Annotated in this window: 12 protein-coding genes; 1 reads left to right on the plus strand and 11 read right to left on the minus strand. The window is 48.5% G+C overall.

Annotation, left to right across the window (positions count from 1 at the left end):
• Positions 1–17: 17 nt before the first annotated feature.
• Entirely contained in the window at positions 18–341 is a 324-nt protein-coding gene (locus M989_RS22900; protein WP_007372332.1) for a hypothetical protein, read from the plus strand.
• A gap of 221 nt (positions 342–562) precedes the next feature.
• Here M989_RS22900 and M989_RS22910 read toward each other — a convergent pair whose 3' ends face one another.
• The 11 genes from M989_RS22910 to M989_RS25025 form a co-directional block, all read right to left on the minus strand.
• A complete protein-coding gene (locus M989_RS22910; RefSeq protein WP_007372331.1) occupies positions 563–3940 on the minus strand; it encodes a hypothetical protein in 3378 nt (1125 codons plus the stop codon).
• Between the two features lie 203 nt (positions 3941–4143).
• Entirely contained in the window at positions 4144–4389 is a 246-nt protein-coding gene (locus M989_RS22915) for a hypothetical protein (RefSeq protein ID WP_032951184.1), read from the minus strand.
• Between the two features lie 48 nt (positions 4390–4437).
• Complete coding sequence (locus M989_RS22920) at positions 4438–5097, minus strand: hypothetical protein (protein ID WP_008786574.1); 660 nt, start codon at positions 5095–5097, stop codon at positions 4438–4440.
• A gap of 61 nt (positions 5098–5158) precedes the next feature.
• A complete protein-coding gene (locus M989_RS22925) occupies positions 5159–5983 on the minus strand; it encodes a hypothetical protein (RefSeq protein ID WP_007372328.1) in 825 nt (274 codons plus the stop codon).
• The gene (locus M989_RS22930; protein WP_016241553.1) at positions 5983–6282 is read right to left on the minus strand and encodes a hypothetical protein; all 300 of its coding nucleotides are present in this window, start codon (positions 6280–6282) and stop codon (positions 5983–5985) included. The genes M989_RS22925 and M989_RS22930 overlap by 1 nt, the downstream gene beginning before the upstream one ends.
• A 32-nt stretch (positions 6283–6314) precedes the next feature.
• Positions 6315–6665 carry a hypothetical protein gene (locus tag M989_RS22935; RefSeq protein ID WP_007372327.1) on the minus strand — a complete coding sequence of 117 codons (351 nt, stop codon included), beginning with the start codon at positions 6663–6665 and terminating at the stop codon, positions 6315–6317.
• 250 nt (positions 6666–6915) lie between these two features.
• On the minus strand, positions 6916–7263 hold the full coding sequence (locus tag M989_RS22940; RefSeq protein WP_008786575.1) for a hypothetical protein: 348 nt from the start codon (positions 7261–7263) through the stop codon (positions 6916–6918).
• Between the two features lie 10 nt (positions 7264–7273).
• Entirely contained in the window at positions 7274–7648 is a 375-nt protein-coding gene (locus tag M989_RS22945) for a hypothetical protein (RefSeq protein ID WP_008786576.1), read from the minus strand.
• 23 nt (positions 7649–7671) lie between these two features.
• The gene (locus M989_RS22950; protein WP_007372324.1) at positions 7672–10107 is read right to left on the minus strand and encodes a phosphoadenosine phosphosulfate reductase domain-containing protein; all 2436 of its coding nucleotides are present in this window, start codon (positions 10105–10107) and stop codon (positions 7672–7674) included.
• 89 nt (positions 10108–10196) lie between these two features.
• Positions 10197–10562, minus strand: coding sequence for a hypothetical protein (locus M989_RS25020; protein ID WP_008786579.1), 366 nt, complete (start codon positions 10560–10562; stop codon positions 10197–10199).
• Positions 10563–10688: 126 nt separating this feature from the next.
• Positions 10689–10889 (minus strand): hypothetical protein, encoded by a 201-nt coding sequence (locus M989_RS25025; RefSeq protein ID WP_007372322.1) that lies wholly within the window; start codon positions 10887–10889, stop codon positions 10689–10691.
• Positions 10890–10998 lie beyond the last annotated feature (109 nt).

Consider the following 10998-nt stretch of genomic DNA (forward strand, 5'->3'; position numbering starts at 1 on the left):
ATCGAGGAGCAGCAGGCATGAACGTAGATCAGCGGCAACGTATTGAGCAGGAAATTGCCCGGGCAGCAGCAACCGGGTTGATTGAAGCAGGATATAGCATCTCGGTATTCGACTCAGAAGAGATTGTGCTGAAGCGCTCTACGAACGTAGAACGTATTGTTGAAGCCATGTTCTCTACTGATGAAGACTACTTCTATGCTTATCGCCCTGAAGAAACTGAACGTGCAGGTTACGTCCATTTTGTTTACGGCAATGAGGGATGGAATGTTATCAGCGATAACAGCCTGTCGCTTGAACCGGCGCTTGAAGCCGCTACTGCTCTGTCTGAGTCTTATGCCTGACCCTCAATGGCCCACTTAGTACTCGCAAGTGGGCTGTTTCTTATTCATACCCCATATGAATAGCAACATTATCACCACCTCGTGCCTATCCCTTTCTCCGTTCTTCGCCCCGGCACCAAGCCGTTCCGTTTTGTAATTGATGCCACAGCTGTAACGCGAAGAAATAAAAAGCCCGCTTGCAACGACTAAAGCGGGCTTTTTTTTATTCATACTGCATATGATTAACGGTCTATCCACCGTTCAATAATCCCATCAGGTACATCGAAATCATTGTCGCGGAAGAAATCCTTTTCGTATTTTCTGGCCTGCGGCATCGTCTTGAGTACGAAGAGGATGGCATCCTCCTTGGAACTGAACGAAGTCCGCGTAATGACGTGATCCGGCGCGTGAATGTGGGAGAGTGCCAGGCTTTCTTCGGTTCCTGGCTTACACAAATCACACCAGTGCTTATGCCAGAATGTCTCACCATTCTTCTTCAGCTTCGCCCCTGGTTCACCGGTTGGCGCTGGGTTAATAACCACCTCAAGAATATCTACCGGCTCATCTGCATCTCGCGCCGCATCGCCGAGCAGTTGATCGATAAGCAACTCCCCGGCTGAACTGACCAGGTTGCTGGCTATCGTGAAGCGACGGTGTAAGCCGCGATCTGCCTCTTGCTGAATCAGCGCTATCTGCGATTTAAACGATACCATATGCGTAAGCACAGCATGGTTAACGCCGAAATCAGGCCCATATGTCTCTATGTTTCGGTCTGCGCTAAAAGGGGCCATGTCCGGGCGCTGTTTTGTGCAAAAGAGACCCAGACTTGTTTTCTTATTGGCAAGATTATCGAGCTTACCCTCTTTGACCTCGTAATTTGAAATCAGACGGTGGGCTACCCGGGCCTTGAGTGCCTTATCATTCAGATTCTGATAGATATACTCGACCGCAGAGCCGCGTGTACCAAGATATAAGTATGACCACTCCTCACGGTCGACAATAAGACCAATCGGGATCATCATTACTGGCTTTTGAACGATCCCGCCAGTCGGTCGGTAGAAGTTCATTTCTTCAAAAGCATTAATCCACAATTCTGCCAGCTCGCTCAGACCTTCCTGGTTGCTGGGATTCAGACGCTTGAGAGTCTCACGGCCCAGTTCAATGTCTGCCAGAGCTTTAAGTTTCCGGTCGTAGCTTTCAAATACAGACTTTAACCCTTTCCACTCATCCACCAGCGGCCATTCTTTGAGGGTGCATTCAGATACGCTCAGTTCGTTAACCAGAGCCCATGAGCGAGATACCTCTTTCACACCGGTACGCGTCAGACTCAATACCACACGTATAGCCCATTTGTGTTTCTCAGCTGCATCGTTTCGTTCTTCAGCTCGTGGGGCTACATACAGGCCCAGTTTGCCGTTTGGCATTACCACAAGCCGTAGAGGAGAGTTTCCAAGTTGCTCACAGTAGCATTCAATTTGCGGGATGCTTGCATGACCTCGCCATGCAATTAAATCCATCATGGCAAGGAGCGCTTTCCATTGCTTCTCATCTTCCAGACCACTTTGGAGGGATGCACCTCGGTTTGCGCAGCGCCACGTCTGAATCGTTTTATCTACAGCCGCAACCCGGTCATTTTCGTCACCGATGTTCCCGGCGTTTAAAGCCGCCAGCATTTTGCTTCGGTATTGTTCTTCATGCGTTTCTTCCAGCTTCAGCAGTGCCGCAAGTTCTTTGAAGAGCCGGATGTAATAAAGATGGTTAGCCCGGATACGCCGGTTGTGAATGTAATATTCGAGATCGGCGGATTTCACCGTGTCCAGGCAAAGATAGCCAAGGCTATCAGAGGTTCTGAATTTTGAGAGGCATACCTTGGCATTGAATTCTCGTTTGTCTGACTTCGCATTACGGCTGTAGGTGTGCTGAACGACTGGCACATCAACGTAGATCTCTTCATTCTTCTGGTATGCCACGCTGGTACTACGGCTTTTAACGAAATCAACCGTGAATGAATGTCCCCGGTAGCCGTTACCTGAATCATCCTTAGCTGCCCCGGGTGCGGTAACCGGATTAACGACCTGTCTCCACTCACAAAAGACGCGTGAACCAGAACGCAGGTGCTGGTTCGCCTGCTTAATGTAGGACTCCAGCGATGGTCTGGTATCGGCCTCCGGGTCACTCAACAGACCGGTTCCATCTGCGTCATGAATAAAGCGGCAATATTTCTCCTGGAAGTCCATCGAGATGAAATTAATGTTACTACTGCGATCATAGAATTCGCCAAACAGGCGCTCACGCTGGTCGAGCCCGCAGCAAAGGATCAGGAAACGTTTATAGTGCAGCGCCATCTTTTCATGCGCCCGCAGCCGGTCAGTGTAAGCTACATCGCGGAAGGTGATGCGAGAACCGTCAAAACCGCGAAAAAGCGCGTCCTGCTCGTCACGTTCAGGGAACAGCGTATGAGCGCCCAGATGAGATTCAACCGGGCTGCATACCTGGTAAATATTTTCGCCGTCTCGTACCAGCAGGAAGACACATCTGTTTTGAAAGTCTTTGGCCGCAGCCTCCCACGGATCCTGATAATTGACGTGCCGTCTGGTGACGGCCATAACCAGTACGCAACGTTGGGTCGGGAAAATCTGCTCGATTAGGCCCGGGTGTTTTTGCAGTGCCTGGTCGAATAAATCTGCTTTGGTGAAATCGAACCAGTCTCCCAGATCCAGATAGACAGCGAGCTCCTCATCCATCAGTAGCTTTTTCTGGACAAATGTCAGAGGAATGTCGCTCGGGGCTGAATTGCCTTTGATTATCGTGTTGACGACAACATCTTTGCCGATGAAAAGATCCAGAGACGCAATCCCTTTCATCAGCGATTCAACGTTCTCCCTGCTCTCTTCGAATGCGGCCAGCTGCGCCGCAGCCATTTCCTGGTAATAGGGTACGACGGCCTGAACGGCCCTGGTAATTTCGTTATTCTTACCTTGTAGCCATTCAGATTGTATGACGGCCAGTTTATGTCCATGCCGAGCCGCTTCCATCATTCCCTTAATGCTTTCCTCATTGACACCGGATGTCAGCGCATTTTCTAACGGGCCGGTGGCGAGGTTTGTGTACTGGTCAATCGTCGCGGGTAGAGTATTGAGTTTGTTCTCGCTTTTTTCTGTCTGCTCTTTTTCAAGGCGTTCCGCAATGATCTCTTTCATGCGTTCAGGGTTTGTCATCGCCTCGGAAAGTTCAACGGTCAGCTTCTGAGCCAACTGCTGGCAGGCCTGCACTTCACTTTCGCGGACTTCTTTCGAGTCAGCAGCAAAGGTGAATTTGTTAACGAAGTCATCAAACAAAAAGCGGTGCTGAGTGAAGCTACGGGTAGTGCCACAAGTGCGGCCAGATTCATCGGTATATTCAAACCGAATGTGTTGGCCATGTTTTGATGGGTGGGTGCGCAGAATGACCGTATGCAGTTTGTTGTCGACCCAACGCAGCGATTCAATCAGCAGTACTTCGGAAGCGGCAATGTTCTCTTCAGCAATGGCTTCATTTGCCCGCCAGTACTGACCGCCTTGAAGAGAATGGAAACGTTCAATTCGCTCTACCGGTTGTTCAATGCGCACGATACCCGTCATTATGATCTCCTTCCCCCGGCTTTAGCCATGTTGCCGCTATTGTACTAGGACATGGTGTTTCTAATGGCTTAAATGGGGGACATATTGTTTGTGATACTTTGATTTTATCGTTGGGGGGGCAGGTGACGAATAGCTCTGGGGGATGAAAGGCAACGAAGAGTTGCCTTTTACGAAAAGGAAGATGCAGTACGAATTGCGGGTGGTCAGGAAAGAGGGTTTACCCAGCCTTTTCCGGTCTCGAACTGAATTTTGCCAGCCTTTCTTAGCGCCTGTAACCGCCGGTCAAGAATGCGGAATGGCATCGGCTTATTCCTCTCCTCATCAGCGAGTCGGGAACACTCACCAGCTACGTCTGGAAGCATAATCAGTGAAAATGGAACCGGCTCTTTGCCGAGTATTTTCATGATCGCACTGTCCAGAACGGCGTACTTGTTTTTAGCAACTTGCATGTTCACTGTCCCCTCTCTCTATAGCGTGGTGATCGGTTCGCCTGATACCTACGGAACACATTCCGGTGGGACGGCCTTATTTTTATCCTGCCAACGTAGAGCAGCCTTAATACACTGCTTACACGTTATTTCACATACGTAAGGCCCGTACTCACCATCACTATGGGTGGCTGGGTTAACCCAAAGCTTGCCGTTACTTCCACCTGCGGCGGTGCAAAGAAAATCCCCTTCATTTCTGACCAGGCGCCCATCACGTATGTCCTCAAGTAAAAGCACGTGAATCACAGTTCGCCGGTTTATACCGTTACCGCTACTGTTTTCCGTCAGCCCGGAAATCACCGATTTGAATCCGCTTGTCCATCGTACCGGAAGATACAAACGAGCGTTTCGCTCTTGCGCCTGTTGCATCAGCTTCATATCGAGAGCGGCCTTTTGCTGTCGTTCTTCTTCTTGCCGTGTCAGACGTTGTCTGGCCTGTTCCTCTCGTCGGGCCCGGCTATCAATCTCAGTTTCAGCTTTAATATCGAACCGGTCAGGTGTAAGAAACAAAGTCGCACCTACCGGAGGGAGTGTGCCCTCCACCAGCAGCAGGTTATCCTTTGTTGCTTCCACATAAACTGTTCCAACCTCGGTAACCACACCCGTTTTATCTTTTTCCCCCCGGAACCAGAAGGGCGATGGGTAAGGAGGGTATTTGAGAACGATCATAATTTTTCCTTTCTGAAATACCGCATCGAGTTAATTTACTGGTTGTCAGAACGCAGTAATGTTATTTCTGATTTTGTTCCCGGTACTTCATTACGATATCCATTTCCTGTTGAGTTAATCCATTCTGAACTGCGGCCCGGCCTTGCCATATGTGAAAGAGCACCTCAAGAAAGACCCTTTCTTCTTCCTCTGATACTGAACCACTTGAATCAGGTGAGTAATCATCTTTCATAAAGCTATCGAACAGAACTCTTTCGCTGAGCCCCGCTATAGCAGGTTGTTCGCTGTGGGTCAGCCAACCGTGATGCCACGAAAACATGCAGTAGGCTGCTACATCACGTGGATCACCTTTTGAAAGGTGTCGGTGGAGCTCTTTGAGGCATTCATCCTTCCAGTCAGATTTTGCCCATTCAGCCCCACGACCATACTTCTCCTGGGCCCGGTAAAGCTTACCCGCCATCTCAGAGGCGAAGTTAACTACAAGCTGAGCTGTTGCATCGTGTAAACCAGCAGGGATCTTTACGAGGTGATTTGTGAGGCCACACTCATTGATAACTACCCGCAGACCACGCTTTATCTCTTCAACATCATCGGAACCAATTGCACCCTCACCAGATGCCGCGTGGAACGCGTAGGCCATTGCGTCCGTTATTTCTACCGATGAATCAGCCTTTTCGCCTGACGTACACGTTTCTTGAACCAGCTCGCCCTTCTGTTTGTTGTCCAGCAGACTAATCATGGTGTTTTTAAGTAACGTTGCTTTTTTGACGGCTTCCATATTGCCGTTCTGCAAAGCGGTCGTAATCTCAGTATCTATCTCGTTAATGCCTAGCTGAAGCTCTTCAGCACTGGCATAGAATATATTTACGATTTTTGTCTGGCGCATTAATTTTCCTTTTCAATAATTTTATGTCCAAGAGAATCAAGTATTGCAATAACTTGGTCTCTGGAATATGCAGGATAACTATGATCTGCAAAGCAACATGCAGGGGGTGGCAGTATGATTTTTTGTGGGCTTTTATTTCTTAGTTCCTTTAACTCCAATAATATGCTGAGTAATTGAGACGCTTTCTTTTCCATCGCATCAGCTCGGCTTGGGCTGATAAGTGCCCTCTGCGCATATAGCAGTTCAGTTGTAGTCTCAGTAATCATCGAGTCGAGTTTTGCAGGTGTCAGTTGCTCCATTTTTCCACCGGTTATTAATGCAATAATTGAATTCAGACCGTCTCTTTTGAATAGACAACGTTTTTAGCGAGTTCGAATACAAAATCGCTTACGAAGGTAAAATCGCGCCATACCAGCACACCATCTACCTTATGCCGCAACTCAACCTGAGTGGATGTGTTGCTATACTTAGTGACCTTGATGTCCCAATCAATGAAACCACCAGCATTCTGAAGTTCAGTGACAGCGGCTAGGTTTTCCTGTTGCTTCAGGTTGTAGGCCTCGTCTGAGTCGTCGTTCTTCACAAGCTGGATTTTTTTGAATACCATGCGGAATCGGTCGGCCAGAACTTTGCCACGCATTTTTTCAACATCATTAAATACCTGCTCGACGTATGCACTCATGGTTTTCCTCGTGACTTTAATGATAGCAATTACAAAACCCGTATAGCCTGATTAGGCTCTGTATTTTTTAAAAATTAATCCGTGAGTAACATTATTAACTGCATTAAACCTACGACGAAATTTAAAAGAAGACAAAATGTGCTTGAATTTAAGAAATATTGAATTCGTTTAGTTTATCTGTTAAAAAAATACTGCTATTGAGCACCAAAAAAGGTGTCTTCTTACAGCGGAAACAAAAAACGCTAGAAAGTTACTTTTTCCTCATTGGAAGGCTTTTTAAAAGCGTTTCCATCGGGATGGCTTCGACGGATTGTTTCATTTTCTCTGGTTCTACTCCAAGAGATGCCAGCTGCCGGTACAGTACTTCCCGTTCTTGCAGGAGGCTTATCGCCAGCCGTGATATTGCAGCGGCGTTTTCCAGGGCGATTGCAAGGTTGTTTTCGGATGGAAAACTATCCCATGTATCCACTATGCCTTTTGCCAGGCACACGGTTCGCTTAAGCGGCTGAGGAACGTTTAATGGGTTAACGCCGGGTGGCATACCGGACAACTGCCTAATCAGTGCTCTTCCTTTCATTCCATCAGTTCTGTCTGCCATAGCAAGACCTCTATTCGTTGTACGTGGTCACTTCGGCTGAGTAGCAGTGCTGCTGATAACAGGCCTCTGTCTGACCAGACAAAGCGGTACGCAGCATTACGGTAGTTCCGGGTACGGGCGCGGATTTTGACCCGGGCGGAAAATCACTTAGCTCTACACTGATTCCGGCATGACCCGAAAACAGCACTGGGTTTTCACGCATTTTCATGCCGATATTCTGGTTACCATTTGCAATGCGATACATCACTTGTTCGATAGTAATCTGAACAGGTTCGTTGATCCGTAAAGGCCTGTTCCCGTTGCTGCCATTAGCCTGGCTGCACAGCAACAACATAGATGCTACTGTCGTAATAGCAACAGAGCCTAGTGAAAGCATGATTTTCATTATTTTCCCTTTATTCCAGGCAGTTAAGCCGCCTCACAAAATTCACTCTGACCAATGCTTGTTAAACCTGACAATTGCCACAGCCTGATTAACCGCATCATTATTTTGATATGGATCCGTAACGCGTCCGCGTTCTGAGTTGCCAGTTCCTGTATGTGTATCAGGCCAAGGCTCAACTCTTTATGGCTATTGAGTTCATAAAGCGCACGTCGATAAATATTGAACATCTCACGAGCCACCAGCGATTTAAGGACTTCCGGTACTGAAGCACAGTGCGCGAAAGCTCGGGCCCGCTCCTGTCTCCAGTAGCGGCGCAGCGCATTTGATGTATCAGGTTTGTTGCCCACGTCACTCATCACAAGACACCAGGCATTGGTCTGGTTGATCAGGACAGTTTCCAGGCTGTTTTTGCACAGCGTTTTCTCGTCCATAAGCTCGTTATGGCTTTCCTGGCGTAAGACGCGATGCAGCCAGAACCCAAATTCTGTCATGCGGGTCATGTGGTACTGGATGGTGAAAGCGAGGTTAGCCCACCATTTAAAACGAATGATCCGGGCCTCCAGCGTTCTTTTCAGAACATGCTGGTATTTCTCGGTCGAGAGGATGCGAAGGTCTTTTCGAGCTGTGATCCCTTCCATCGACTGGAATCCGGTCAGGCCGAGTCGATGGTAGGTTTGACCACGCTGCATCATTTTGTGATACAAGGCTGACTTACCTTTGCACAGAGATACCGTGCCGAAACGCAGGTAGAACTGCGCCGCGCTCCCAGCGGTGTACGCCCCGCTCTCAATAGCAGATTTAAGGCGTGGGTATTCCACCCATAACACAAAGCTTGCAGACTCTTCATCTACGGTAACTTCGTTATCTTCGCTGAAACTGACAACACGACGGTGGCCGTCTCTTGTCTTGATGACACGTGCGGCGCGTTCGTCATCTCCGCCGTCGAAATAGGTCATTTCCGCAACAGGATCAGCCAGCCCATCAAATAGTGAGTCATCGCCAAATTTCCCCACCTTCAGCCAGACTGCTTTAGGGATTGGGGACTGAGGGACTACAGGCATCGTCGGTTCATCAGTCAACAGATCCAGCTCGCCGTGGGCCCAGACGCGGTGGTAGATCTCCAGTGCCCTAAAAGGCTTGTCATTGAAATGATGGAAAGCCCACATGAAATCGACATGCACAACGGCTTCTTCGCTGACGATGCGGAACTGAGGCCGGGACATGCGACGGTTATGCGCATTGTCTTCCAGCAAGCCGTAAGCGAGTTTCTCGGCAACGTCATCGGCGCGTTGCTGCTCTACGTAGTCGGCGCTACAGCAGATGTGTAACAGACGTTCCAGGAATTTCGGCGAGTATACATCTGGCTGGATCTTAATATACCCACCTTCGTATACCGTGCGGCCCACTGGATGGCGGTCTTCCCAGGCATAACGGCGTTTGGCAATGAAACGCTGAAGCCGGTTCAGGATAGCCATATAGCCATATTTCTCCGGGTCGGCATTCAGCAGGTTTTCCATAGAGCGGTCGAGCCCTACAGCCTGGCAAAGGTAACAGCCAAATCGTGAACCACAGGCGCTTTTTGCTTTTTCAGAACCCGTCCAGACACATTCGCCCGTAGCCTCTTTGTAGAGCTCAGCAGTTTCATTATTGTTAGGCAGGTAACTGGGTAACGCAAAACGAGCCTCATCCCCGGACGATAGCAGGAATTCCCATACGTTCCCCTGATGCCAGTGACGGATCGGATAGAGCTCACCGCCCTCTTTTGTCTGTTTAACGTCTTCAGCGCTCCCGCCTTTTTTTTCGATGTTCATGGCACGGGTTGTGCTCTCTGCATCACGGGAACCCAGCAGCAGACAAACGCGCTGACGAACGGCTTTAGGCAGTCCTCGCATGTACTCGGCACGGGCCCGACGTGCAGGATCGACCTTCAAGTCGATCGAGCACTGTCTGGCGGAACTATTTGAAAATGTTGGCAATCCTCGCCCTGAAAGGATGCGGCCAGTCCACCCAGATGTCAGTCCAGGCTTACCAATTACAATGCTCAGCGGTAACTGGTGCTTTTCAACGAATGCCTCAAGTTCGGCGAGTTTTGTGTCTGCCAGCCAGCGGACGGCTGGATTCTCGATGCCCGTGTCGGTGTGGATCACATAGTGATGCTGGCTGATGTTTGTGCCATTGCGGGTAGCCCTTACCAGCGCCATCAGGAAGAGGTGCAGAACGCACTCAGAGTCCTTTCCTGATGAATACGCCAGGCTCATAGTCCAGCCGTCAGTAAGCGCTTTATAAATGGCGTTTGTGCCGGTGGTGATAAGATTGGCCATGCTCGTGCCAGTGCTGGCATCGACATAATTCAGGTCTTCGTCATTAGCCAGTGTTTGCCAAACCGTATCCCATTTATCCCCGGTAAGGATTGGGGCAAGGGTCGGTTCTGATGTGCCAAAGTCGATTACCTGTTGCATGGTTCACCTGTTTATTTATTCGTTTTGTATATTTATTTAAACACGGGCGTACCAGCTGACGAATAAGGCCAGCGGTATTATTTAATGATTTATTTAGTAATCGGGGATGGAAATAATTGATCAAGACAACTCATTGGTTTGCCAATGGCATTTGTGAGCTTTAGAATTTCTCCCGGCGTAACTGCCTTAAGCATTTCAGAGCGCCCTTCACGGATATATTCATCTACAGACATATTCCGCCATCCTGCTTTTGGTCGATTACTGCAACCTTGCCAGTTTGAATCAGCATTATCCCGACGAAGAACATATACATCGATAGAGCGAGTTAACCCTGCACCGAACGCAGCCTGAGCAGTAATTTTCACTTCAGATCCATCCTTGCGTTTAATGACCTGCGATATACGCGTGATTAACTCTTCAGGTGCGGATGCGTTGTTCTGAGTTTCATTTGTCATAAAACACCTCGTGAATATTGTCCGGTTTGTTTACTTATTAAATCACGAGGCATTCGGGTGACGAAGTGATGTTCAGAAAGATACTTTTCTTTGCTGGAGCAGGCTTAACCGTTGGTTGTCTGGATGCTACCATTCATAAGAAATGACGGTTAGCGTATCACTCACCTGTTCTTTGGTGATCTTTGGTTTTACCGGTTCGGGTAAAATTGTAATCGAAATTTGAATAGTTGCCGTTGCCTGTTGCTTTTTATCACCACTATTTCCCTCATCCTGTGCCAGTGCATTCCATGAAACAACGAATAATAAAGCTGAGAGTATCGTTTTCATTTTACACCTATATAAAAGATTGCTGTCCGTAGAACCATTATCTATCGGGCCAATCAGCTGGCGAAATTAAACAGTCGAAAACCTTTAATTAAATATCAGGATAAGGTCA

The sequence above is a fragment of the Kluyvera georgiana ATCC 51603 genome (assembly GCF_001654985.1).
Taxonomy (GTDB): Bacteria; Pseudomonadota; Gammaproteobacteria; order Enterobacterales; family Enterobacteriaceae; genus Kluyvera; species Kluyvera georgiana.

Excerpts from the sequence above, each read along its gene's own strand:
- M989_RS22900 (WP_007372332.1), top strand. The coding sequence starts at position 18 with ATGAACGTAGATCAGCGGCAACGTATTGAGCAGGAAATTGCCCGGGCA.
- M989_RS22910 (WP_007372331.1), bottom strand. The coding sequence starts at position 3,940 with ATGACGGGTATCGTGCGCATTGAACAACCGGTAGAGCGAATTGAACGT.
- M989_RS22915 (WP_032951184.1), bottom strand. The coding sequence starts at position 4,389 with ATGCAAGTTGCTAAAAACAAGTACGCCGTTCTGGACAGTGCGATCATG.
- M989_RS22920 (WP_008786574.1), bottom strand. The coding sequence starts at position 5,097 with ATGATCGTTCTCAAATACCCTCCTTACCCATCGCCCTTCTGGTTCCGG.
- M989_RS22925 (WP_007372328.1), bottom strand. The coding sequence starts at position 5,983 with ATGCGCCAGACAAAAATCGTAAATATATTCTATGCCAGTGCTGAAGAG.
- M989_RS22930 (WP_016241553.1), bottom strand. The coding sequence starts at position 6,282 with ATGGAGCAACTGACACCTGCAAAACTCGACTCGATGATTACTGAGACT.
- M989_RS22935 (WP_007372327.1), bottom strand. The coding sequence starts at position 6,665 with ATGAGTGCATACGTCGAGCAGGTATTTAATGATGTTGAAAAAATGCGT.
- M989_RS22940 (WP_008786575.1), bottom strand. The coding sequence starts at position 7,263 with ATGGCAGACAGAACTGATGGAATGAAAGGAAGAGCACTGATTAGGCAG.
- M989_RS22945 (WP_008786576.1), bottom strand. The coding sequence starts at position 7,648 with ATGAAAATCATGCTTTCACTAGGCTCTGTTGCTATTACGACAGTAGCA.
- M989_RS22950 (WP_007372324.1), bottom strand. The coding sequence starts at position 10,107 with ATGCAACAGGTAATCGACTTTGGCACATCAGAACCGACCCTTGCCCCA.
- M989_RS25020 (WP_008786579.1), bottom strand. The coding sequence starts at position 10,562 with ATGACAAATGAAACTCAGAACAACGCATCCGCACCTGAAGAGTTAATC.
- M989_RS25025 (WP_007372322.1), bottom strand. The coding sequence starts at position 10,889 with ATGAAAACGATACTCTCAGCTTTATTATTCGTTGTTTCATGGAATGCA.